The sequence below is a fragment of the Kitasatospora sp. NPDC056446 genome (genome assembly GCF_042796115.1).
Lineage (GTDB): Bacteria > Actinomycetota > Actinomycetes > Streptomycetales > Streptomycetaceae > Kitasatospora.
Genome location: NZ_JBHTRF010000094.1, coordinates 1 through 22,904 on the forward strand (window position 1 = coordinate 1; position 22,904 = coordinate 22,904).

General features: G+C 73.0%; 17 protein-coding genes. 7 read left to right on the forward strand and 10 right to left on the reverse strand.

Translation table 11 applies throughout. The annotated features are described in order from the left end of the window. Nucleotides 1-92 precede the first annotated feature (92 nt). The 9 genes from ACFQ6N_RS35535 to ACFQ6N_RS35575 all read right to left on the reverse strand — a co-directional run bounded on the left by ACFQ6N_RS35535 (nt 93) and on the right by ACFQ6N_RS35575 (nt 11,826). Complete coding sequence (locus ACFQ6N_RS35535) at nt 93-971, reverse strand: CDP-alcohol phosphatidyltransferase family protein (protein ID WP_030059975.1); 879 nt, start codon at nt 969-971, stop codon at nt 93-95. Continuing rightward, nucleotides 958-1,650, reverse strand: coding sequence for a phosphatidylserine decarboxylase (locus ACFQ6N_RS35540; protein ID WP_380658081.1), 693 nt, complete (start codon nt 1,648-1,650; stop codon nt 958-960). The genes ACFQ6N_RS35535 and ACFQ6N_RS35540 overlap by 14 nt, the downstream gene beginning before the upstream one ends. A 488-nt stretch (nt 1,651-2,138) precedes the next feature. Beyond that, a complete protein-coding gene (locus tag ACFQ6N_RS35545; RefSeq protein ID WP_380658083.1) occupies nt 2,139-3,341 on the reverse strand; it encodes an acyl-CoA dehydrogenase family protein in 1,203 nt (400 codons plus the stop codon). 194 nt (nt 3,342-3,535) lie between these two features. Further along, nucleotides 3,536-4,039: a MaoC family dehydratase gene (locus tag ACFQ6N_RS35550; RefSeq protein WP_380658085.1), complete on the reverse strand. Its 504-nt coding sequence runs from the start codon at nt 4,037-4,039 to the stop codon at nt 3,536-3,538. An 11-nt stretch (nt 4,040-4,050) separates the two neighbouring features. Continuing rightward, complete coding sequence (locus ACFQ6N_RS35555) at nt 4,051-5,028, reverse strand: HpcH/HpaI aldolase/citrate lyase family protein (protein ID WP_380658087.1); 978 nt, start codon at nt 5,026-5,028, stop codon at nt 4,051-4,053. A 43-nt stretch (nt 5,029-5,071) separates the two neighbouring features. Next, nucleotides 5,072-7,120 (reverse strand): protein meaA, encoded by a 2,049-nt coding sequence (locus tag ACFQ6N_RS35560; protein WP_380658089.1) that lies wholly within the window; start codon nt 7,118-7,120, stop codon nt 5,072-5,074. Between the two features lie 16 nt (nt 7,121-7,136). Further along, a complete protein-coding gene (gene ccrA / locus ACFQ6N_RS35565) occupies nt 7,137-8,507 on the reverse strand; it encodes a crotonyl-CoA carboxylase/reductase (protein WP_380658091.1) in 1,371 nt (456 codons plus the stop codon). 377 nt (nt 8,508-8,884) lie between these two features. Continuing rightward, on the reverse strand, nt 8,885-9,805 hold the full coding sequence (locus ACFQ6N_RS35570) for a TetR family transcriptional regulator (RefSeq protein WP_380658093.1): 921 nt from the start codon (nt 9,803-9,805) through the stop codon (nt 8,885-8,887). Nucleotides 9,806-10,050: 245 nt separating this feature from the next. Continuing rightward, nucleotides 10,051-11,826 carry a 3-hydroxyacyl-CoA dehydrogenase family protein gene (locus ACFQ6N_RS35575; protein ID WP_380658094.1) on the reverse strand — a complete coding sequence of 592 codons (1,776 nt, stop codon included), beginning with the start codon at nt 11,824-11,826 and terminating at the stop codon, nt 10,051-10,053. A gap of 540 nt (nt 11,827-12,366) precedes the next feature. Between ACFQ6N_RS35575 and ACFQ6N_RS35580 the strand changes: the two genes are divergently transcribed. From ACFQ6N_RS35580 to ACFQ6N_RS35600, 5 genes are all read left to right on the forward strand, one after another. After that, nucleotides 12,367-15,063, forward strand: a complete 2,697-nt coding sequence (locus tag ACFQ6N_RS35580; RefSeq protein WP_380658096.1) for an MXAN_6230/SCO0854 family RING domain-containing protein — start codon at nt 12,367-12,369, stop codon at nt 15,061-15,063. 76 nt (nt 15,064-15,139) lie between these two features. Further along, on the forward strand, nt 15,140-16,600 hold the full coding sequence (locus tag ACFQ6N_RS35585; protein WP_380658098.1) for a glutamine synthetase: 1,461 nt from the start codon (nt 15,140-15,142) through the stop codon (nt 16,598-16,600). 18 nt (nt 16,601-16,618) lie between these two features. Continuing rightward, complete coding sequence (locus ACFQ6N_RS35590) at nt 16,619-17,722, forward strand: amidohydrolase family protein (RefSeq protein ID WP_380658101.1); 1,104 nt, start codon at nt 16,619-16,621, stop codon at nt 17,720-17,722. A gap of 297 nt (nt 17,723-18,019) precedes the next feature. Further along, a complete protein-coding gene (locus tag ACFQ6N_RS35595) occupies nt 18,020-19,507 on the forward strand; it encodes a S8 family serine peptidase (protein ID WP_380658103.1) in 1,488 nt (495 codons plus the stop codon). 190 nt (nt 19,508-19,697) lie between these two features. Continuing rightward, the gene (locus ACFQ6N_RS35600) at nt 19,698-20,045 is read left to right on the forward strand and encodes a hypothetical protein (protein WP_380658105.1); all 348 of its coding nucleotides are present in this window, start codon (nt 19,698-19,700) and stop codon (nt 20,043-20,045) included. 27 nt (nt 20,046-20,072) lie between these two features. Here the strand turns inward: ACFQ6N_RS35600 and ACFQ6N_RS35605 are convergent, their stop codons facing one another. Then, nucleotides 20,073-20,966, reverse strand: coding sequence for a HipA family kinase (locus ACFQ6N_RS35605; RefSeq protein ID WP_380658107.1), 894 nt, complete (start codon nt 20,964-20,966; stop codon nt 20,073-20,075). Between the two features lie 90 nt (nt 20,967-21,056). Here ACFQ6N_RS35605 and ACFQ6N_RS35610 point away from each other — a divergent pair, with 90 nt between their 5' ends. Together ACFQ6N_RS35610 and ACFQ6N_RS35615 are read left to right on the forward strand one after the other, a co-directional pair. Then, nucleotides 21,057-21,497: an SRPBCC family protein gene (locus tag ACFQ6N_RS35610; RefSeq protein ID WP_380658109.1), complete on the forward strand. Its 441-nt coding sequence runs from the start codon at nt 21,057-21,059 to the stop codon at nt 21,495-21,497. A gap of 209 nt (nt 21,498-21,706) precedes the next feature. Further along, nucleotides 21,707-22,861: a glycosyltransferase gene (locus ACFQ6N_RS35615; protein WP_380658125.1), complete on the forward strand. Its 1,155-nt coding sequence runs from the start codon at nt 21,707-21,709 to the stop codon at nt 22,859-22,861. Nucleotides 22,862-22,904 lie beyond the last annotated feature (43 nt).

A 22,904-nucleotide genomic window follows, 5' to 3' on the forward strand; every position in this document is an offset into this window, starting at 1 on the left:
CGCCACCCCCAACGCGGCCCCCCCGCACCGCCCAAACCGGCGGGGCCCGGAACCGATCGGTTCCGGGCCCTTCCGTTATGCGCGTGACGTGCTCAGCCGAGCCGCGACTCCGCCCGTCGGGCGCGGACGTCGCCGACCTTCTGCCCCACCTTGCGGCGGATGACCAGCAGCGGCGCCATCGCGGCGAGCGTGATCTGGGCGAACGCGCCGACGTGCATCAGCGCGTCGCCGCCGGGCAGACCGGTGGCCCAGGCGGCCAGGCAGCCGATGGAGACCACGATCCAGCAGAGCGTGGCGGTGGCCAGCAGCCCCTGCGGCTTGGGGTACTCGATCCGGCTGACCATCAGGTACGCGGCGCCGAAGATGGCGAGCAGGCCCGGCAGGAACGGCGGGTCGAGCAGCACGATGGCGATGACCGTCATCGCGCCCATCGGGCAGGGCATGCCCTGGAACACCCCGGGCCGCATCTTGACGGCCGAGAAGCGGGCCAGCCGCAGCACCACCGCGAGCAGCACGGTGATCGCGATCAGCGCGGAGAGCTTGCTGTTGGAGCCCTGGGAGACCATGCCCCAGACCGCGACGAAGTAGGCCGGCGCGATGCCGAAGCTGATCAGGTCCGCCAGGTTGTCCAGTTCCGCTCCGAGGGCGGAGGAGCGCAGCTTGCGCGCGACCAGGCCGTCGAAGAGGTCGCACATCGAGCCGATCAGCAGCAGCGTGACCGCCGTGGCGGCGCTGTGCCGGTCCGGAGCGGCGTCCGGGTTGGTGATGTGCGGGACCAGGACCCCGGTGGTGATCGAGTAGATCGCCAGGAAGCCGCAGACGGCGTTCCCCAGGGTCAGGAAGTCGGCGGTGGACAGGTGCTGGGGCGAGCGCGGAGCGCGCAGCTCGCGGTCGCGCGCCCAGCGGCGGCGGCGCAGGGCCGTCTCCTCGTCGTCCAGGCCGACGATTGTCTCAGGATCAGTCACGGTCAAGGCGCGTCACCCCGGCTGTGGTCTTCTGGCCGACCTCGACGCCGACCTCGACGCCGGCCGGCAGGTAGGTGTCGACCCGGGACCCGAACCGGATCAGGCCGATCCGGTCGCCCTGCTCGACCTTGGTTCCGGCGGCCACGTACGGCACGATGCGGCGGGCGACGGCCCCCGCGATCTGGACCATCTCGATGTCGCCGAGCTCGGTGTCGAAGTGCCAGACGACCCGCTCGTTCTGGTCGCTGTCCTTGTTGAACGCGGGGACGAAGCCGCCCGCGACGTGCTCGACCGACGTCACCGTGCCCGGCAGGGGCGCGCGGTTGACGTGGACGTTGAGCGGGCTCATGAAGATCGCGACCCGGGTGCGGCCGTCCGGCCAGGCGTCGATGCTCTGCACCACGCCGTCGGCGGGGGAGATCACTCTGCCCGTGCCGATCTCACGCTCGGGGTCGCGGAAGAACCACAGCATGCCCGCGCTGAGCGCACAGGCGGGTACCGCAGCCAGGGCCCACTTGCCGTTGCGCCGGGTGAGGGCGGTGGTCACGGCGGCCGTGGCGAGGGTGGGGACGAACCAGGGGGTGGCTCCGCGCGCGATGGTCACGCGGGGTCGCCGACCGGCCGTCGGGGCTGCGAGGGCATCGCGGTCCGTGACGGAGGTGTGAGGGGACGGGCTGATGGGCATCGAAGACCTTTGTCGCGGGGGATCATGGCCGCTGGACGGGGGCCACCGCGGAATCGGTAATAGAGGGACGGCTTGCTGTCCCGGTGGATGCTATCGGGAGCACACGGTCGGTGGGCAACCCGCCTGCTCGTTCATGTGTCCGTTGGGAGCGCGTGTGCGCGTCCCACCTCTACGACCGTAGCTCGCCCCGGTCCGGTTCCCAAGGGACCTGACACGGCTGGTGAGACTTGTCTCAACAGGTGCGCCGACGGAACCCGGCGGGGGAAACGGCCGTAGCGGCCGCGGGCGGGTGTGCGGAAGCGGCCGCAGGGCGCGTTGTCACAGCTGTACGCCCTGCGGCCGCTTCCGGAGGGCCGTGCCGGACCCAGGCGGACCAGGCCGGGCCCGTGACGGGGCACGGCACTCCACCGGGACGGGCCCGCACGCCCGTCGACCGGCGGTTCGAGGGGCGGCCCGGCGGCGTCGCGCGCCGGCCGGACCGCCCGGGATCACTCGGCGATCCGGTACTCCTCCAGGAGCCGGCGTCCGACGATCATCTTCTGGATCTCCGCAGTTCCTTCACCGATGAGCAGCATCGGGGCCTCGCGGTAGAGGCGCTCGATCTCGTACTCCTTGGAGAAGCCGTAGCCGCCGTGGATGCGGAAGGCGTCCTCGACGACCTCCTTGCAGTACTCGGAGGCGAGGTACTTGGCCATGCCGGCCTCGAGGTCGTTGCGCTCGCCGCTGTCCTTCTTGCGGGCGGCCATGACCATCATCTGGTGGGCGGCCTCGACCTTGGTGGCCATCTCGGCGAGCTTGAACTGGATGGCCTGGTGCTCGGCGATCTTCTTGCCGAAGGTGGAGCGCTGCTGGGCGTAGGAGATGCCCAGCTCGAAGGCGCGGCGGGCGACGCCGCAGCCGCGGGCGGCGACGTTGACGCGGCCGACCTCGACGCCGTCCATCATCTGGTAGAAGCCGCGGCCCGGGACGCCGCCGAGGACACGGTCGGCCGGGATCCGGACGTCCTGCAGCACCAGCTCGGTGGTGTCGACGCCCTTGTAGCCCATCTTCTCGATCTTGCCGGGCACGGTCAGGCCGGGAACCGAGGGGTTCGGGCCGAAACCGGCCTCCTTCTCGATCAGGAAGGTGGTCATGTTCTTGTACGGGGAGCTGCCGCCCTCGTCGGTCTTGCACAGGACCGCGACGAGGGTGGAGGTGCCGCCGTTGGTGAGCCACATCTTCTGGCCGTTGAGGACGTAGAAGTCTCCGTCCTTGACGCCCTTGGTGGAGATGGCCGAAACGTCGGAGCCGAGGCCGGGCTCGGACATCGAGAAGGCGCCGCGGATCTCGCCGGCCGCCATCTTCGGCAGGAAGTGGTCCTTCTGCTCCTGGGTGCCGTGGGCGTTGATCATGTGCGCCACGATGAAGTGGGTGTTGACGATGCCGGAGACCGACATCCAGCCGCGGGCGATCTCCTCGACCACCAGGGCGTAGGTGAGCAGCGACTCGCCGAGGCCGCCGTACTCCTCGGGGATGGTGAGGCCGAAGAGGCCGAGCTGCTTCATGCCCTCGACGATGGCGGTCGGGTACTCGTCCTTGTGCTCCAGCTCGGTCGCGACCGGAATGATCTCCTTGTCGACGAAATCCCGCACGGTGGCGAGGATGTCCCGCTGGATCTCGGTGAGGCCGTCGGTCTGTGCGAGGCGTCCCATCGTGCGGCTCCGGAAAGGTCTAAGAGGGCGGGGGGGGGGATTGCGGGGGCCCTGCCGGCGTGGCTGCGGCAGCAGGGCCCCCGTTACCGGGTGGGGCCGGCCGATGACGGCGGCCTGCCCCTCCGGGGCCTATGGGGGTCCATAGGGGTCTATAGGGGTCTATAGAGGGGAGAGCGGGGTTCAGGAGAACGGGTTCAGGAGAGCGGGGTCGGACGCCCCGGCTGCTCGCCGCCGCGCTCCTTGGTGTACGTCGCGGTCGGCACCATCACCTTGCGGCGGAAGACGCAGACGACCGTGCCGTCCTGCTTGTACCCCTTGGTCTCGACGTAGACGATGCCGCGGTCGTCCTTGGACTTGGACGGCCACTTGTCGAGCACGGTGGTCTCGCCGTAGAGGGTGTCGCCGTGGAAGGTCGGCGCGATGTGGCGCAGCGACTCGATCTCCAGGTTGGCGATCGCCTTGCCGGAGACGTCCGGGACGGACATGCCGAGCAGCAGCGAGTAGATGTAGTTGCCCACCACGACGTTCCTGCCGAAGTCCGTCGTCTTCTCCGCATAGTTGGTGTCCATGTGGAGCGGGTGGTGGTTCATGGTGAGCAGGCAGAACAGGTGGTCGTCGTACTCGGTGACCGTCTTGCCGGGCCAGTGCTTGTAGACCGCGCCGACCTCGAACTCCTCGTAGGTGCGTCCGAACTGCATGGCTCAGGCCCTCAGCTTTCCGGGATCTCGAACTTGGTGGTGCGCTCCATGCCCGCGGCCCGGCCCTTCCCGGCGATGACCAGGGCCATCTTGCGGCTGGCCTCGTCGATCATCTCGTCGCCGAGCATCGCGGAGCCCTTGGCGCCGCCCGCCGCGGAGGTGCAGTAGTCGTAGGCGTCGAGGATCAGCTCGGCGTGGTCGTAGTCCTCCTGCGCGGGCGAGTAGATCTCGTTCGCGGCGGCGACCTGGTCCGGGTGGAGCACCCACTTGCCGTCGAAGCCGAGGGCGGCGGAGCGGCCGGCGACCTCGCGGTAGCCGTCCGGGTTGCGGATCTGGAGGAAGGGGCCGTCGATCGCCTGGAGGTCGTTGGCGCGGGCGGCCATCAGGATGCGCATCAGGATGTAGTGGTAGGCGTCGGCGGGGTAGCCGGGCGGCTGCTGGCCGACGACCAGGGACTTCATGTTGATGGAGGCCATGAAGTCGGCGGGGCCGAAGATGATGGTCTCCAGCCGGGGCGAGGCCTCGGCGATGGCGTCGACGTTGATCAGGCCCTTGGCGTTCTCGATCTGCGCCTCGATGCCGATCCGGCCGACCTCGAAGCCCATGGTCTTCTCGATCTGGGTGAGCAGCAGGTCGAGCGCCTTGACCTGCTCGGCGTCCTGGACCTTGGGCAGCATGATGCAGTCGAGGTTGGGGCCGGCGCCCTCGACCACGGTGATCACGTCGCGGTAGGTCCAGTGGGTGGTCCAGTCGTTGACCCGGACGACCTTGGTCTTGGTGCCCCAGTCGCCGTTGTTCAGGGCGTCGACGATGGTGTGGCGGGCGCTCTCCTTGACCAGCGGGGCGCAGGCGTCCTCCAGGTCGAGGAAGACCTGGTCGGCCGGCAGGCCCTGGGCCTTCTCCAGGAAGCGCGGGTTGCTGCCCGGTACGGCGAGGCAGGAGCGGCGGGGGCGCAGGCGGCTGGTCGAGATGTCGCTGGCGTTCGTCATGAGGGTGGTTCGGTTCCTTCCCAGTGGTCAGCTGGTCGGCTGGTCAGTTCGTGGCAGCGGTCGGTGCGGGCGTCCACGGCTGGAGCTTGTTGGCGAGCCGGATCTCGTCCACGATCCGGCCGATGATGGTGGTGATGCCGAAGTCCTTCGGGGTGAACACGGCGGCGACGCCGGCGGCCCTGAGGGCCTCGCCGTCCGCTGCCGGGATGATGCCACCCACGATCACCGGGACATCCTGCACCCCGGCGCGGTTCAGGCGCTTCAGGACGTCGGGCACCAGCTCGCAGTGCGCGCCGGAGAGGATGGACAGGCCCACGCAGTGGACGTCCTCCGCGACGGCGGCGGAGACGATCTGTTCCGGGGTCAGCCGGATGCCCTGGTAGACCACCTCGAACCCGGCGTCGCGGGCCCGGACGGCGATCTGCTCGGCGCCGTTGGAGTGCCCGTCCAGGCCGGGCTTGCCGACCAGCAGGCGCAGCTTTCCGGCGCCCAGCTCCGCGGCGGTCGCGGCGACCGCGGCGCGGACCTGCTCCAGTTCGCCGCCGGGCTCGGCGGCCACCGCGACGGGCGCGCCGCCGACGCCGGTGGGGGCGCGGTACTCGCCGAAGACCTCGCGCAGGGCGAAGGACCACTCGCCGGTGGTGACGCCGGCCCGGGCGCAGGCGAGGGTGGCCGGCATCAGGTTGGCCTCGGTGGCGGCGACGGCCTTGAGCTCGGCCAGCGAGGCCTGGGCGGCGGCCTCGTCGCGCTGTCCGCGCCAGGCCTCCAGGGCGGCGAGCACGGACTGCTCGGAGGCCGGGTCGACCACCATGATCGCGGTGTCGAGGTCGGCGGTGAGCGGGCTGGGCTCGGTGGTGTCGAAGCAGTTGACCCCGATGATCTTGTCCTCGCCGGACTCGATCCGGGCCCGGCGCGCCGCGTGCGAGGCGACCAGGTTGGACTTCAGGTAGCCGGACTCGACGGCCGGGATGATGCCCCGGTTGCCGGCCCTGACGCCCATCTCCAGCACCTTGGCGATCTCCGCCTCCGCGCCGGCCAGCAGCTCGGCGGTCTTGGCCTCGATCACCTCGGAGCCGTTGAAGACGTCGCCGTACTCCAGCAGGTCCGACTCGTACGCGAGCACCTGCTGGATCCGCAGCGACCACTGCTGGTCCCACGGCCGGGGCAGGCCGAGCGCCTCGTTCCAGGCGGGCAGCTGGACGGCGCGGGCGCGGGCGTCCTTGGAGAGGGTGACGGCCAGCATCTCCAGGACGATCCGCTGGACGTTGTTCTCCGGCTGCGCCTCGGTCAGGCCGAGGGAGTTGACCTGGACGCCGTAGCGGAACCGGCGCTGCTTCGGGTCGGTCACGCCGTAGCGCTCCAGGGTGACCTTCTCCCACAGCCGGGAGAAGGCGCGCATCTTGCACATCTCCTCGACGAAGCGCACGCCGGCGTTCACGAAGAAGGAGATCCGGGCGACCACGTCGCCCATCCGCTCGGCGGGCACCTGGCCGGAGTCGCGGACGGCGTCGAGCACCGAGATGGCGGTGCACATCGCGTAGGCGATCTCCTGGACGGGCGTGGCCCCGGCCTCCTGGAGGTGGTAGCTGCAGATGTTGATCGGGTTCCACTTGGGGATGTTGCCGACCGTGTAGGCGATCATGTCGGTGATCAGCCGCACCGAGGGGCCGGGCGGGAAGACGTGCGTCCCGCGCGACAGGTACTCCTTGACGATGTCGTTCTGGGTGGTGCCGGTGAGCTTGGCGACGTCGGCGCCCTGCTCCTCGGCGACCACCTGGTAGAGCGCCAGCAGCCACATCGCGGTGGCGTTGATCGTCATGGAGGTGTTGGTCTGTTCGAGCGGGATGCCGTCGAACAGGGCGCGCATGTCGCCGACGTGGCCGACGGGGACGCCGACCCGGCCCACCTCGCCGCGGGCGAGGATGTGGTCGGAGTCGTAGCCGGTCTGGGTCGGCAGGTCGAAGGCGACGGACAGGCCGGTCTGGCCCTTCGCCAGGTTCCGCCGGTAGAGCGCGTTGGAGTCGCTCGCGGTGGAGTGGCCGGCGTAGGTGCGCATCAGCCAGGGGCGGTCACGCTTCTGGGGCTCGGTCATCGGATCGGTCTCGGTCTCAGACGTTGCGGCTGGGCTGGATGGTCCGCTCGTCGACCTCGCGGAAGAGGTTGATGGCGGGCAGGTGCTTCGCGCGAAGCTCGGCGTCGCGCACGCCCAACCCCTCCTCCGGGGCCAGGCAGAGCACGCCGACCTTGCCCTGGTGCTTGTTGTGGTGCACGTCGAGGGCAGCCTGGCCGGTCTCCTCCAGGGAGTAGACCTTGGACAGGGTGGGGTGGATCTTGCCCTTGGCGACCAGACGGTTGGCCTCGAAGGCCTCGCGGTAGTTGGCGAAGTGCGAGCCGACGATGCGCTTGAGCGACATCCACAGGTAGCGGTTGTCGTACTGGTGCATGAAGCCGGAGGTGGAGGCGCAGGTGACGATGGTGCCGCCCTTGCGGGTGACGTACACCGAGGCGCCGAAGGTCTCCCGGCCCGGGTGCTCGAAGACGATGTCGACGTCCTCGCCGCCGGTGAACTCGCGGATCTTGGAGCCCAGGCGCTTCCACTCGCGCGGGTCCTGGTTGTTCTCGTCCTTCCAGAACCGGTAGCCCTCGGCCGAGCGGTCGATGATCGCCTCGGCGCCCATGGCGCGGCAGATCTCGGCCTTCTGGTCGCTGGAGACCACACAGATCGGGGTGGCGCCGCCGGCCAGCGCGTACTGGGTGGCGTACGAGCCGAGGCCGCCGCTGGCGCCCCAGATCAGCACGTTGTCGCCCTGCTTCATGCCGGCGCCGTTGCGCGACACCAGCTGGCGGTAGGCGGTGGAGTTGACCAGGCCGGGGGAGGCGGCCTCCTCCCAGGAGAGGTGCTTCGGCTTGTGCAGCAGCTGGTTGGTCTTCACCAGGGCGATCTGGGCCAGGCCGCCGAAGTTGGTCTCGAAGCCCCAGATGCGCTGCTCCGGGTCCATCATCGTGTCGTCGTGGCCGTCCGGGGACTCCAGCTCGACGGACAGGCAGTGGGCGACGACCTCGTCGCCCGGCTTCCAGGCGTTGACCCCGGCGCCGGTGCGCAGCACCACGCCCGCGAGGTCGGAGCCGAGGACGTGGTACGGCAGGTCGTGGCGCTTGGTGAGCGGCGACAGCCGGCCGTAGCGCTCCAGGAACCCGAAGGTGGAGACCGGCTCGAAGATCGAGCTCCACACGGTGTTGTAGTTCACCGAGCTGGCCATGACGGCCACCAGGGCCTCGCCGGGGCCGAGTTCGGGCAGGGCCACGTCGTCGAGGTGAAGGGACTTGCGGGGGTCCTTGTCGCGGCTGTCGAGGCCGGCGAACATCTGCGCCTCGTCCTTGTGGAGCGTCACCGCTCGGTAGGACTCGGGGAGCTTGATCGCCGCGAAGTCCGCCGACGTGGCGTCGGTGCTGAGGATCGCGTCGAGGATTTCCTGCATGGCTGCCTCCGAAGGCGTACCTGTGCGAGGGTCACAGGGCGTCTGGGGGAGCCGGGAGCGGACACCGGCTTCGCTGAAGTGGGTGGTGGGCGGGTCAGGCTGGTCGCCCGGTGTGGACCGGGCGGGCTGGCTCTGCTCCCGGGGTGTGGGAACACCGGTCGGCGGCGCGCCAGGGTGGGAGCCGCGGCGCCGCGATCGGTGGGCACCACGGTAGTGGCACCCTGTGCCACTCGTAAAGACACCGGGTGCCAGGAATTCCGACGCCCCGGGGAGCCCCGGAACGGCCCGTGACATGCGGTGCGCGGACGCCGGAAGGGCCCGTGTCGACGAATCGACACGGGCCCTCGATACTGCTCTGACCTGCGGAAATGCCAGGCTTACGCGTCCCGGGCGCCGCTCAGGGCGGCCCGGATGCTGTCCACCACGACATCCAGCGGAGCGTCCGTCCGGGCGACTGTGATGAGCACCTCACCTCCGGGGCTGGCACTCAGCACGCTCTCGGCCACGATGTCCCCGGGCAACCCACTGGCACCGGGTGCCACTACTGACCCCCGGCGTCTCGCCCCCGGTTCGCTGGCCGCCCAGAAGGTCCGCCGGATCACCTCGAAGGAGTGGTCCAGCTGCTCCTCCACGTTCCCCCGGCCGCCGGCCCGCAGCCAGCGCCGCAGCACGTGGTTGTGCGCCGCGACGACCGCCGCCGCCGACACCTCGGCCAGCATCGAGTCGTCCTCGCCGCCGCGCTGCCAGCCGGTCGGGATGGACTCGCCGGTGTCGAACCGGCCCAGCAGGTACCGGGTGAACAGCCGCTCGTAGCGGGCCACCACGGCGATCTCCCGCTCGCGCAGCGCCGGGACCTGGCGGATCAGCTGGTACCGCGCGACCGAGACCCCCGGCGTGGAGGCGTACATCCGCAGCACCTCCTTGATGCCGCGGCAGACCACGTCCAGCGGGTGCTCCTCCGGCTCGGCACTGGCCAGCAGGTCGGCCACCCGGACCAGGGTGTCGTCGTGGTCCGGGAAGATCGCCTCCTCCTTCGACCGGAAGTACCGGAAGAAGGTGCGCCGGGCCACCCCGGCGGCGGCCGCGATCTGGTCGACCGTGGTCTCCTCGTAGCCCTGCGAGGCGAACAGCTCCATCGCGGCCGTGGCCAGGTCCTGGCGCATCTGCTGGCGCTGCGCCGCCGCCCGGCGGCTGCCCGGCCCGCCTTCCGGCCCGGTGCCCCCGGTCGAGGGGGCCGGCCGGACGCCGCCGTGCGAACCGGCGGGGTGCTGCGGGGAGGCTGACTGAACCCGATCCATGTCCGGAACGCTACACGGCCCCGGAGGCGCGGCCACGGGCCTTCCCCGGCGCACCGGCGGGACCGGGCCGCTCACGGCCGGCCGGGGCCAGCGGGAGGAGACCGTGCCGGGGCTCCAGCCGGGGCGGGCGGAGGGCGCGGTCCCGTGCGGTGCCGCGCCCTCGCCGTGGGCCGCGCCGCCGTATGCGGGGGGCCCGGGCGGCGCTCCCGGCCCGGACGGGCCGGCGCCCCCGGCCTGCGGCGTGGTCACCGGCGCGCGTGGTCGCGGAAGCCGCGGCCGGTCTTGCGGCCCAGGCAGCCCGCCGCGACCAGGTGCTCCAGCAGCGGCGCGGGGGCCAGGCCGGGCTCGCGGAACTCCTGGTGCAGTACCTGCTCGATGGTCAGCGAGACGTCCAGGCCGACCACGTCCAGCAGCTCGAACGGCCCCATCGGGTAGCCGCAGCCGAGCTTCATCGCGGTGTCGATGTCGTCCACCGTCGCGTAGTGCTCCTGGAGCATCCGCACCGCGTCGTTCAGGTAGGGGAAGAGCAGCGCGTTGACGATGAAGCCGGCCCGGTCGCCGCACTCCACCGGGTGCTTGCGGACCTTGGCGGTCAGCTCCAGCACGGTCGCGGTGACGTCCGGCGCGGTCAGCACGGTGGAGACCACCTCGACCAGCTTCATGGCCGGCGCCGGGTTGAAGAAGTGCATGCCGATCACGTCCTGCGGCCGCGAGGTGGCGGTGGCGCAGCTGATCACCGGCAGCGAGGAGGTGGTGGTGGCGAGCACCGCGCCCGGCTTGACGATCTTGTCCAGGGTGGCGAACAGCTCCCGCTTGACCGCCAGGTCCTCGGCCACCGCCTCGACCACCAGGTCGACCTCGGCCAGCTCGGCGTACCGGCCGACCGGGGTGACCAGCGCCAGCGCGGCCTCCCGCTGCCCGGCGGACAGCCGGCCCTTGGCGACCGAGCGCTCCAGCGACCTGGCCAGCTGCGCCTTGGCCCGGTCGGCCTTCTCCTGGCTGCGGGCGGCCAGCAGCACCGGGTGCCCGGCCTTGGCGAACACCTCGGCGATGCCGGTGGCCATGGTGCCCGAACCGCAGACGCCGACGGCGCGGACCTCGCGGCCCGCCACCTTCGGCAGCGCCGGCCCGGTCGCCGCGTCCACCGTCCGGGACGAGCCCGGCGCCTCGTAGGTGTAGAAGCCGCGGCCGGCCTTGCGGCCCAGCAGCCCGGCCGAGACCAGCTGGCCGAGGATCGGGGCGGGGGCGTGCAGACGGTCCCGGGACTGCTCGTACATCGCCTCCAGGACGGTGCGCGCGGTGTCGACGCCGATCAGGTCGAGCAGCGCCAGCGGGCCCATCGGCAGGCCGCAGCCGAGCCGCATCGCGGCGTCGATGTCCTCCCGCGAGGCGTACTTGGACTCGTACATCGCGGCGGCCTGGTTCAGGTACGCGAACAGCAGGCCGTTCACCACGAAGCCGGCCCGGTCGCCGGCCGCCACCGGCTCCTTGCCCAGGTCGCGGGCGAAGGCGGCGGCGGCCTCGGCGGTCTGCGGGGAGGTCAGCACGGTGCGGACCACCTCGACCAGCTTCATGGTGTGCACCGGGTTGAAGAAGTGCAGGCCCAGCACCCGCTCGGGACGGGAGGTCGCGGCGGCGATCCGGGTCACCGAGAGCGCGGTGGTGCCGGTGGCCAGCACGGTGGTCTCCGGGCAGATCCGGTCCAGTTCGGCGAAGAGCTCCCGCTTCAGCTCCAGCTGCTCGGGCACCTCCTCGATCACCAGGTCCGCGCCCGCGGCGGCGGCCAGCTCGTGCCCGACCGAGATCCGGGCCAGCAGCGCGGTGCGCTCCTCGGCGGTGAGCCGCTCCCGGTCGACCGCGTGCGCGGTCGCCTCCTCGATCCGGGCCAGCGCCCGGGCGGCACAGTCCTCGGTGGCCTCGATGCCGATCACCCGGCGGCCGCTCCTGGCGACCGCCACCGCGACACCGGCACCCATCGTGCCGAGGCCGACGACGGCCACGGCGGGGAAGGGACGCTCCATTGTCCTGACTCCTAGTCATGAAGGTCCCGCGCGTGCTCCGGTGGGCACGCCGCCGCGCCCGTACGACGGGGGCGGCCGCCGCCGGAGGAGGGTCCACGCGCGGGGGCTGGGGAGATGACGGGTCCGGCGTACCCGGGCGGCGGCCGGTCCGCTCCGGCCGAACTGCGGGGGTGTGCCGTGCTGTTCAGGCGCTCACGGGTGAAGGAAGCGGCGCTGATACGAGGAGGACCCGGCCCGCCGCGGTTCGCGGCGCCGGCCGGTGAAAGCGCACCGCGTGAGCGCCGTGGAAACGGCGACCGCGGCCTCCCGCCGGTGCGGCTCCCGAAGCCCGGCGGTGGTGCGTCCGGCCACTGTAGCGAAGCTACTGGTGAGTAGGAAGGGGTCGTGGGCGGAAAACCGTTTCGGACGCCCGACCGGGCTTCGCTAGGGTGACCGGAGCGGGGGCGGCTCCGCGGCGTGCTTCCTTCTCACTCATCTGCAAAATGAACCGAGTGCGCCCACTCTCCGCCCCCGCTTTGCCATACCTCCAGGGGGAGAGCAGTGAACAAGCGGAAGACCACGGCGGACGAGACCGGAATGGACGCCTACCTGCTGCGCGGCCACGGACTGGTGCTGGTCGAGGACGGCGCCGCACCCGGGGAACCGGACCCGTGGACGGCCAGGGGCCTGGTGGCCCTGGAGGCCGACCTGGCCGAGCGCGGCCACGTCCTCACCCGCGACCTGCACACCGCCCTCGCCCGGCTGCGCCCGGCCGCCCTCGCCGAGGCCGGCACCCGGCTGCTGCGGGGGATCGACGAACTGCTCGGCGCCGACCGCCGCCACGACCCGCTGTTCCGCCGCTTCCCCGACGGCGTCCCCCCGCACGCCCACGCCTCCTACTCCGCGATCATCCGCGGCTACCTGCTCTGCCAGGCCTCCCAGATCTGCCTGGTCTGCGAACGCGACAGCCTGGAGGCCGGGATCGGCGCGCTCGCCCCCTGCGCCCACCTGCTGTGCGCCGACTGCCACGAGGACCTGGCCGGCGGCGGCCCGCCGCACTGCCCGCTCTGCCGCACCCCGCTGGAGCACGACCGGCACCTGTCGCCCGACACCAAGGGCGCCCGCGCGGTCGCCAACGCCCTGCCGCCCGGCCGGCAGCTCAAGCCGCTTCGCCTGGCCGGGGCCGTCGACGCCGCCGCGCTCGCCGGCTCCGCACTGGCCGCCCTGCTCGCCCGGCAGACCCCGCTGAGCCCGCAGGACCGCGAGGACCTCGCGCTGCTGCTCGACCGGGCCCCGGCCGACCCGGCCGACTGGCTGCCCGCCGAGATCCCCGTCCGGGAGACCCGCGCCACCGTCCTGGCCGCCCTGCTGCGCCGCGACCCCGAGCGCGCCCGCCCGCTGCTCGCCGCCCACCTCACCACCGCCACCGACGTGCTGCGGCTGCTCTGGGCGTGGTCCGGCGCCGAACCCGACCTGCTGCCCGAGACCGCCCGCACCCTGCGCCTGCGCAACCTGCCCCGCCCGCTGCGCCGCGAACTCCTCGCCGTCCTGGACGCGTTCCCGGCCGGCACCCTCGCCGAGGACCTGCGCCGCCACCGCGAGCCCTGGCTGCGGGCCGGCGAACTGCTGCACCCGTACGAGCACCGGGCCCGCTTCCCGTTCGCGGCGGCGGCCTTCGCCGTGATCCGGCAGAGCGACCTCGACCTGCACGGCCTCGGCCCGCGGCTGCGCGAGGCGCCCGCCCCGCTGACGGTGCGCGAGACACCGGGCGGGCACACCCGGCTGGGCGTCGAGACCTTCGCCGCCCGGGTCGAGCGCGCCCTCGGCCAGGGCGACCTGCCCGGCGCGGTGCGGCTGCTGGCCCGCCGCCCGGGCGAGCTGGTGCGCCGTCTGCACCACCTGCTGCGGGTGCACGCGGCCTGGTTCCCCGGCGAACCGCTGCCCGCCGACCTCGCCGAGGTGCTGCCGGAGGCCCTGCGCTCGGTCGCACCGGGCCCGCTGCTCGGCGCGTACGGGCGGCTGCGCGCACCGCGCGAACGCGGCGAGCGGCGGCTGTACTTCCCGCGCGGCCGGGTCGCCTCCGCGCACGCCCGCTTCGACTGGGGGACACCCGTCCCGGCCGCCCTCAGCGCCCCGGTCTGCGCCCTGATCGAGGCCGAACTGCTGCGCCGGGCCGGGCAGTCGGAGCGCTACGAGGTGGCCGTGCTGGACGACGGCCTGGCCGACCTGGTGGTGCCCTTCGCCGAGCGCGCCGCGGCCAAGACCCTGGTCGCCCTGCCGCGCGGCAGCGTGCAGCAGTTCCCGGACGGGCAGCGGCTGCGGCTGTTCGTGCACTGGATGCAGCGCCCGCACCAGCGGGTCGACCTCGACCTCTCGGTCGCCTTCTACGGCGAGGACTGGCAGTTCACCGGCCTGTGCGACTACACCCGGCTGGTCACCGGGCCGCGCGCCGCCGTCCACTCCGGCGACTTCACCACCGCCCCGCCGCCGCACGGCGCCACCGAGTTCGTCGACCTCGACCTGCCCGCGCTGGCGCAGTGCGGTGCCCGGTACGCCGTGGTGGTGGTGTTCAGCTACAACGACGTCCCCTTCGAGGACCTCACCGACGCCTTCGCCGGGTTCATGGCCCTCGACCCGGACGGTGCGGCCGACCACCGCAGGGGTGCCTTCCGGCCGGAGGACGTCCGCCAGCGGCTCGACCTCGCCGGGGACGCCAGGATCTGCCTGCCGATGATCGTCGACCTCCGGCGCCGCCGCTACACCTGGACCGACCTCAACATCGGCTCCGGCGGCGGGTTCCACAACCTCTACCGGCACCACGGCGCGGCCGGCTCGCTGGCCCACGACGTCACCCTGCACTTCGCCCCCGGCACCCGGGCCACCCTCTGGGACCTCGCCTGCGCCGCCGCCGCGGCCGGCACCGACGAGGTGCTGGTCCGCGACCGGACGGGCCTCGTCCTGGACGTCTACCGCCGGGGCGCGGACGAGCCGCCGGCCGACTTCGCGGAGCGGCTGCGCGGCCGCCACGCGAGCGACCTCCAGACCCGGCAGGCGCCCGACGACACCGCCCGGCTGATCGCCGGACGCCTCACCGGCGTACGGGCGTTCACGGCCCTGGTGCACGCCGACGTGCCCGCCCCGGCCGGGGCGAGCGGGACCTTCTACCGGCTCTACCCGGGCCCGACGGACGCCGCCCCGGACACCCTGGAACGGATCACCGCGGGGGACCTGACGGCCCGCTTCGCCCCGAACGGGTGAACGGGTGGACGAGCCTCCGTTTGGACCACCCGATCGAGGAGTTACGGAGGCCCGACCGGCGGGGCAGCATGGTGGCATGACCACCGGAACCGCCCCCGCCGGCCCCACCGCGCCCGTCCCCGCCGGGCCGTCCGCCCTTGCCGGGCTGTCTGCCGGGGCCGCGGCCGCCGTCGCGCTGCCCCCGCGCGCCGAGCGGGCCGCCCGGGCCGAGGCGGTCGTCGACCGGCTGCGCACGGCCGCCGTCGAGGCGGTGGCCGTCACCTGGGTGGACAACGCCGGCGTCACCCGGGTCAAGGCCGTGCCGCTCGGCGGTCTGACGCACGCCGCGCAGTGGGGCGTCGGCGCCGCGCCCTGCTTCGACGTGTTCCTCGCCGACGACACGATCACCTCCGGCCCGCTCGTCGGCGGCCCCACGGGGGACCTGCGGCTCTACCCCGACCTCGACCGGATCGTCCCGCTGGCCGCCCAGCCCGGCTGGGCCTGGGCCCCGGGGGACAGGTACACCCAGGGCGGCGCCCCGCACCCCGGCTGCCAGCGGCTGTTCGCCCGCCGGGCGCAGGCCGCGGCGGCCGAGCGCGGGCTGAGCCTGAAGGCCGGCATCGAGGTCGAGTGGGTGGTCGCCCTGGCCGGCGCCCCGCAGGAGGAGCCGCGGTACCCGACGCACGGCCCCGCGTACGGGATGCACCGGCTCACCGACCTCTCCGACTACCTGCGGGACGTCCTGCGCGCCCTCGGCGCGCAGGGGCTGAGCGTCCTGCAGATCCACCCCGAGTACTCCCCGGGCCAGTTCGAGGTCTCGGTCGCCCCCGAGGGCCCGGTCGGCGCCGCGGACACCTCCGTCCTGGTCCGGCACACCGTCCGGGCCGTCTCGGCCCGGTACGGCCTGCGGGCCTCCTTCGCGCCGGTGGTCGAGGCCGGCGCGGTCGGCAACGGCGGCCACCTGCACCTCAGCCTCTGGCGCGGCGGGCACAACCTCGGGCACGGCGGCCCCGGGCCGCACGGCCTGACGCCCGAGGCCGAGGGCTTCCTCGCCGGGGTGCTCGACGCGCTGCCCGAACTGCTGGTGCTGGGCTGCTCCAGCCCGGCCGGGTACCTGCGGCTGGTGCCCTCGCACTGGGCCGGCGCCTACCAGTGCTGGGGCCTGGAGAACCGCGAAGCCGCGCTGCGCCTGGTGACGGGCTCCACCGGGGAGCGGGCCGCCGCGGCCAACGCCGAGGTCAAGTGCTTCGACGCGAGCGCCAACCCCTACCTGGCGGTCGGCGCGGTGATCGCCGCCGGCCTCGCCGGGCTGGACCAGCGCCGGGCGCTGCCGCCCGAGTTCACCGGGGACCCGGCCGCCGCCGAGCCCGGCACGGTGCCGAGGCTGCCGGGGAGCCCGGCCGAGGCGGTGGCCGCGTACGAGCGCTCGGCGGTGCTGCGCGAGGCGCTCGGCGAGCCGCTGTACCAGGCGGTGCTGGCGGTGCGCCGGGCGGAGGGCGAGCAGTACGCCACCGCCACGCCCGAGGAGTTGGTCGCGGCCACCCGCTGGCGGTACTGAGCGGTGGTCCGGCCGGAGGTGCCCGAGCTGGTCGACCACCACTGCCACAGCGTGGTGGCGGGGGAGCTCGACGACGACGCCCTGGCCGGGCTGCTCACCGAGTCCGACCGTCCGCCCGCGCCCGGCTGCTCGCCCTTCGACAGTGCGCTCGGCCTCGCCGTACGGCGCTGGTGCCCGCCGGTGCTCGGGCTGCCCGCGCACGCCCCGGCCGCCGACTACCTGGCCCGGCGGCAGGAGTTGGGCGCCACCGAGGCCACCCGTCGGCTGCTCGCCGCGGCCGGGCTGGACACCTGCCTGGTGGACACCGGGCTGACGTCCGCCGCGGGCCTGCCGCTGCTGCCGCCGGCCGCACTCGCCGAGGCCACCGGGGCTTCGGTGCGCGAGGTGGTCCGGCTGGAGTCGGTCGCCGAGACGGTGACGGCCGGTGCGGGCGGCTGGCCGGGCGCCGTCGCCGAGGCGCTGGCGGCGGCCGCCGCCGGGGCCGTCGCGGTCAAGTCGGTGCTCGCCTACCGGCTCGGCCTGGCCGCGCCGGCCGAACGGCCCGCCCGGGCGGCGGTGGTGGCCGCGGCCGGCGCCCGGCTGCGCGGCGGGCCCGCCCGGCTGACCGACCCGGTGCTGCTGCACCACCTGCTCTGGACGGCCGTGGACGTCTGCGCCGACCTGGGCCTGCCGATCCAACTCCACACCGGCTTCGGCGATCCGGACCTCACCCTGCACCGGGCCGACCCGTCCCTGCTGACGGACTTCGTGCGCGCCGCCGAGCCCAGCGGCGTCCCGCTGGTGCTGCTGCACTGCTACCCGTACCACCGCCAGGCCGCCTGGCTGGCCCAGGCCTTCCCGACGGTCCACGCCGACCTGGGGCTGACGGCCTCGTACACCGGCCCCCGGGTGGCCTCGGTGCTGGGCGAGATGCTGGAACTGGCACCGTTCGGAAAATTGCTGTTCTCTACGGACGCCTACGGGCTACCCGAACTTTTCTTGGTGGGCACCTGTCAGTTCCGGTACGGACTGGGTTCGTTGCTGGATCGCTGGCAGGCCGACGGTGCGTGCTCGACCGCCGACGCGCGGCGGCTGACGGCTCTGGTCGCCGCGGGGAACGCCCGTCGGCTGTACGCGTTGTAGCGGTGGTCGCCGTGGTGCCGCCGCAGCACCGTAGCAGGTCCGGAGCAGCGGGGACCGATCCGGTGGCCATGACTTCGAACTGTGTGCTCGCACGTCGGCGAACCATCACTTTTTAACAATCTTGAACCCTGTTTTCCTTGTTGACCTGCGGACTCCTAGCCTCCGTTGTTGGTCTAGATGTGACGATTAGATGACTACCTCTTGCGCTTATCAGCAAATATTCATTAGCGTCCGGGTCATTCCCAGTGCACCTGCCAACCGCAGCTGCCGGATGACGACTCGGGAGGGCCAACCCCAATGAGAGTTCCTCGGATCAGCCGGACCCGTTACGCGGCAGTGGGCCTCGTGCTCGCCACCGCAGGAGCCCTCGCGCTCCCGGCCGGCACCGCCGTCGCGGCTCCCACGGCCGACCCGACGCCCGGCCAGCTGCTCAGCTACGTCGTCAACACCAAGGCCAACCACGGCCAGGTGCAGAAGGTCGAGCAGGCCGTCAAGGGCCTCGGCGGCACGGTGGTCTACTCGTACGAGCAGATCGGCGTCGTCATCGCCCGCTCGACCGACACCAAGTTTGCCGAGAAGCTGCGCCTGGCCAAGGGCGTCGACTCCGTCGGTGCCAGCCGCACCAAGGGCATCACCGCCTCCGACCAGGGCAAGGCCGACGTCGCCGCCGAGCCGACCGGCACCGCCGCCCCCGGCCAGGAGCCGTACGAGGCCAACCAGTGGGACATGCGCCAGATCGGCGTCGACAAGGCCCACAAGATCTCGCTCGGCAGCCGCAACGTCACCGTCGGCGTCCTGGACTCCGGCATCGACGCCACGCACGAGGACCTGGCCGCCAACGTGGACGCCTCGCAGTCGGTCTCCTGCATCGACGGCGGCAAGCCGAACACCGACTGGAAGGCCTGGCAGCCCACCACCAGCGACCACGGCACCCACGTGGCCGGCACCATCGCCGCCGCCAAGAACGGCAAGGGCGTCGTCGGCATCGCCCCGAACGTGAAGCTGGCGGCCGTCAAGGTCGTCGACGACGGCGGGTTCATCTACCCCGAGTACGCGGTCTGCGGCTTCGTCTGGGCCGGCGAGCACGGCTTCAAGGTGACCAACAACAGCTACTACGTCGACCCGTGGATGTTCAACTGCCCGAACGACAAGGACCAGGCCGCGATCACGGCCGCCGTCCGCAAGGCAGTCGCGTTCTCGGCGCGCAAGGGCGTCTCCAACGTCGCCGCGGCCGGCAACGAGAACATCGACCTGGCGCACAAGACCACTGACGTGGCCAGCCCGGACGACACCACCCCCGGCACCCGCCCGGTCACCAACGACTGCCTGTCGCTGCCGACCGAGCTGCCCGGCGTCATCGCCGTCTCCGCGGTCGGCGACAAGGGCGAGAAGTCGTACTACTCCAGCTACGGCAAGGGCGTCGTCACCGTCGCCGCGCCGGGTGGCGACCGCCGCTTCCAGATCCCGGACACCCCGGACAAGGACGGCCGCATCCTCTCCACCATCCCGGGCAACAAGTACGGCTACATGCAGGGCACCTCGATGGCCACCCCGCACGTCACCGGCGTGGTCGCGCTGCTCGCCAGCACGTTCCCGTGGGCCAGCCCGGACGAGCTGACCGAGCTGCTGACCAACCAGGCCGAGTCCCACGCCTGCCCGACCGGTGAGTTCAACCCGGGCGGCGCCGGCCAGTGGAAGGCGACCTGCGAGGGCGGCGCCGACGACAACGGCTTCTACGGCGCGGGCATCATCAACGCCGAGAAGGCGGTCCAGTGGTGGCGCTGAGGCGCTGACCGCGACGACACCTGATCGCCGAGTCATCTGACCGTCGAGTCATCTGATCGCTGAGCCGGGGAGCGGGACCACTTGGGTCCCGCTCCCCGGTCGCGTTTGAGTACCCGTACTCAGGCCGCCGCCCGCCGCGCCGCACAGGATGGATCCGTACCCACCGGAGCCACCACAGGAGTCGAGCGCCATGGCCCAGAGCATCCCCGGCCCGCAGTCCGTCCCCGGCCGGCGCAACCGGCTCGCCCTGGCCCTGGGCGCCGGCCAACTGCTGCTCGCCGCACCGATGCTGGCCACGATCGCGACCGCCGGCCTGGTGGTCGCGGTGATGGGCACCGCCGCCGGCGGCCCGGCGGTCGCGGTGGTGCTGCTCGCCCTGCTGCTCGCCGCGGGCCCGCTGCTCGGACTGGGCCTCGCCTACCTGGCCGCCAGGTTGCGGGGGCTGTCCGGGGATGTCGCGTTCCCGGTGGTCGCCTTCGGCCTGCTGCTCGGCACCACCGTCGAGTACGTCGCCTGGATCGGCCCCGCACTGGGCTAGGTCCCAGGGAGTGACGGCCCCGGGCCGTCACTCGAAGCCGGGCTCCCAGGCCGTCTCCACCGACGGCTTGCCGTGCAGGTCCGGCACCTCCCGCAGCCAGTCCGGCCGTCCGGCCCGGGTCCGGGCCGCCTGCCGCCGGTCGGCCTCGCGCAGCTGCTCGGGCGTGACGAAGCCCTCCGGCAGCCACTGCTCGGAGAGCACCGCCCGGGCGGCCAGGTGGTTGACGTACGCCTGTCGGACCCCGTCCACCGAGTCGAAGCCGGGCTCGTCGGCCAGCCACTCGTCCGGGACCAGCGCCAGAACCTCCGTCAGCAGCGGCACGGTGACCAGCGGACCGAGCTCCTCGTCGGCCAGCCGGACGTCCGGGGCCGAACCGCCCAGGGCGTGCGTGCTGAGGTCGTACCGCCTGCCGACCGCCGCCTCGGCGGCCGCCCAGCGGTGGTGGAAGATCAGCGCGGCGCCGTTGTCGATCAGCCAGAGCCGCCCGTGCCAGACCACCAGGTTGGGGTTGTGCAGGGTGCGGTCGACGTTGCCGGTCAGCGCGTCCAGCCAGACCACCCGGCCGGCCTCGGCCGAGTCCACCGTGATCATCCCGGGCTTGAAGTCCCGCGCCCCGGGCAGCAGGTCCATCCCGAGGTTGACGCCCGCGCTGGCCCTGAGCAGGTCCTGGATCTCGGCGTCCGGCTCGTCCGCGGCGACGGCCGGGTCGAAGTCCACCAGCCGCAGTTCCGGCACCCGCAGGCCCAGCCGCCGGGCCAGCTCACCGACGATCACCTCGGCGACCAGCGCCTTGCGGCCCTGGGCCGCCCCGGTGAACTTGACCACGTACGTTCCCAGGTCGTCGGTCTCCACCACACCGGGGACGGACCCGCCGTCCCGCAGCGGGTCCACGTAGCGCACCGCAGTCACCAGATCGAGCACACCGGCCACCCTATCCCGTCGCGTCGCGGCCGGTTCGCTGTGGTTGGCTTGCGGGAAGAGCGGTACCCACCACACGAGGAGAGCAAGGTCATGGGACAGGTGCAGGCCACCACCGAGCGGGTCTACGACGCGGCCCCCGAGCGGGTGTACGAGGCGCTGGCCGACTACCAGGTGACCCGCCCGAAGCTGCTGCCGGCCCAGTACAGCGAGTACGAGGTCCGGGTCGGCGGCACCGGTGCCGGCACCCAGGTGCACTGGAAGCTGCAGGCCACCGAGAAGCGGGTGCGCGACTGCCTCTTCACCGTCTCGGCGCCCGAGCCCGACCGGCTGGTGGAGAAGGACGCCAACTCCAGCATGGTGATCACCTGGACCGTCTCGGCCGTCGGCGAGGGCCGCTCCAAGGTCACCGTGACCGCCGGCTGGCAGGGCGCCACCGGCATCGGCGGCTTCTTCGAGCGCACCTTCGCCCCCAAGGGCCTGAACCGGATCCACGACCAGGTGCTGGCCAACCTGGCCGACGAGGTCCGCTGACCCCTGCGGCGGCCCCCGGTCGCGCCGTCCGCGCGGTTCGGGCGCGCGATTCGGGCGTGTAGATCCACCGATGCACGTGAATCGCCAGGGATTTCGAGCGGCTCGGCCACCCGTACGAGAAGAACGCCGTACGGGTGGCCGAACCGCCACCTCCGGGTGACGGGGGCCGCCCGGCGCGGGGGAGCCACCCTAGGCTCGCCGCCGTGCATATGACGATCCTTCACATTTCGCAACCGGTGGACGGCGGGGTCGCCCGCGTCGTGGCCGACCTGGTCCGGGGGCAGCGCGAGGCCGGGCACCGGGTGCTGGTGGCCTGTCCGCGCGGCGGACGGCTGGCCGAGGAGGCCACCGCGGTGGGCGCGCTGGTCCAGGACTGGCCGGCCGGGCGCTCGCCCGGCCCGGGCACCGCCGCCGAGGCCTGGCGGCTGCGCCGGATCGTCCGGGCGGCCGCGCCCGACGTCGTCCACCTGCACAGCGCCAAGGCCGGGCTGGCCGGCCGGCTGGCGGTGCGCGGCGCGGTGCCGACCGTCTTCCAGCCGCACGCCTGGTCCTTCGCCGCCGTCGACGGCACGCTGGCCGCCGCCACCCTGCGCTGGGAGCGCTTCGCCACCCGCTGGGCCCACCGGCTGCTCTGCGTCAGCGTCCAGGAGCGGGCCGACGGCGTGGCCGCCGGGCTGGCCGCCGACTGGGCGGTGGTGCCCAACGGTGTGGACGTGCGGCACTACGCGCCCGCCGACCGCCGGGCCGCCCGGATCGCGCTCGGCCTGGACCTGGACGCCCCGCTCGCGGTCTGCGTCGGGCGGCTGTGCCGGCAGAAGGGCCAGGACGTGCTGCTGGCCGCCTGGCCCGAGGTGCTGCGCCGGGTGCCGCAGGCCCGGCTGGCGCTGGTCGGCGGCGGCCCGGACGGTCAGCGGGTGGCGGAGCTGGTCCGGGGGACCGCGGAGCCCGCCCGGATCAGGCTGGTCGGGGACGTGGCGGACCCGCGCCCGTGGCTGGCGGCGGCCGATCTGGTGGTGCTGCCTTCGCGCTGGGAGGGGATGGCGCTGGCCCCGCTGGAGGCGATGGCGGCGGCCCGTCCGGTGCTGCTGACCGATGTGCCGGGCGCGCGGGAGTGCCTGCCGCCGTCGGAGCTGGAGCACGCGGTGGTGGCGCCCGAGGACGCGACGGCCCTCGCCACCCGAATGGGGGACGCGCTGTCCGATCCGATCGAATGCGAGCGACGCGGCGCGCGGCTGCGCGACCACGTGGCGGCCCGGCACGACGTGCGCACCGTGGTCGAACAGGTGGACGTCCTCTACCGCCACCTGCTGGGCGCCGGGCCTGCCTCGGGGCGGCGCCGGGCCCGTGTCCCAGAGCGGATCTGATCGTTTCACATGCCGTGAATGCCCGCCGTCCCGGCGCTGTCGT

What these genes read in the sequence shown, in the direction of transcription:
- ACFQ6N_RS35540 (WP_380658081.1), bottom strand. Translation starts at nt 1,650, where the DNA reads ATGCCCATCAGCCCGTCCCCTCACACCTCCGTCACGGACCGCGATGCC.
- ACFQ6N_RS35545 (WP_380658083.1), bottom strand. Translation starts at nt 3,341, where the DNA reads ATGGGACGCCTCGCACAGACCGACGGCCTCACCGAGATCCAGCGGGAC.
- ACFQ6N_RS35550 (WP_380658085.1), bottom strand. Translation starts at nt 4,039, where the DNA reads ATGCAGTTCGGACGCACCTACGAGGAGTTCGAGGTCGGCGCGGTCTAC.
- ACFQ6N_RS35555 (WP_380658087.1), bottom strand. Translation starts at nt 5,028, where the DNA reads ATGACGAACGCCAGCGACATCTCGACCAGCCGCCTGCGCCCCCGCCGC.
- ACFQ6N_RS35560 (WP_380658089.1), bottom strand. Translation starts at nt 7,120, where the DNA reads ATGACCGAGCCCCAGAAGCGTGACCGCCCCTGGCTGATGCGCACCTAC.
- ccrA (WP_380658091.1), bottom strand. Translation starts at nt 8,507, where the DNA reads ATGCAGGAAATCCTCGACGCGATCCTCAGCACCGACGCCACGTCGGCG.
- ACFQ6N_RS35570 (WP_380658093.1), bottom strand. Translation starts at nt 9,805, where the DNA reads ATGGATCGGGTTCAGTCAGCCTCCCCGCAGCACCCCGCCGGTTCGCAC.
- ACFQ6N_RS35575 (WP_380658094.1), bottom strand. Translation starts at nt 11,826, where the DNA reads ATGGAGCGTCCCTTCCCCGCCGTGGCCGTCGTCGGCCTCGGCACGATG.
- ACFQ6N_RS35585 (WP_380658098.1), top strand. Translation starts at nt 15,140, where the DNA reads ATGACCACCGGAACCGCCCCCGCCGGCCCCACCGCGCCCGTCCCCGCC.
- ACFQ6N_RS35595 (WP_380658103.1), top strand. Translation starts at nt 18,020, where the DNA reads ATGAGAGTTCCTCGGATCAGCCGGACCCGTTACGCGGCAGTGGGCCTC.
- ACFQ6N_RS35600 (WP_380658105.1), top strand. Translation starts at nt 19,698, where the DNA reads ATGGCCCAGAGCATCCCCGGCCCGCAGTCCGTCCCCGGCCGGCGCAAC.
- ACFQ6N_RS35610 (WP_380658109.1), top strand. Translation starts at nt 21,057, where the DNA reads ATGGGACAGGTGCAGGCCACCACCGAGCGGGTCTACGACGCGGCCCCC.
- ACFQ6N_RS35615 (WP_380658125.1), top strand. Translation starts at nt 21,707, where the DNA reads ATGACGATCCTTCACATTTCGCAACCGGTGGACGGCGGGGTCGCCCGC.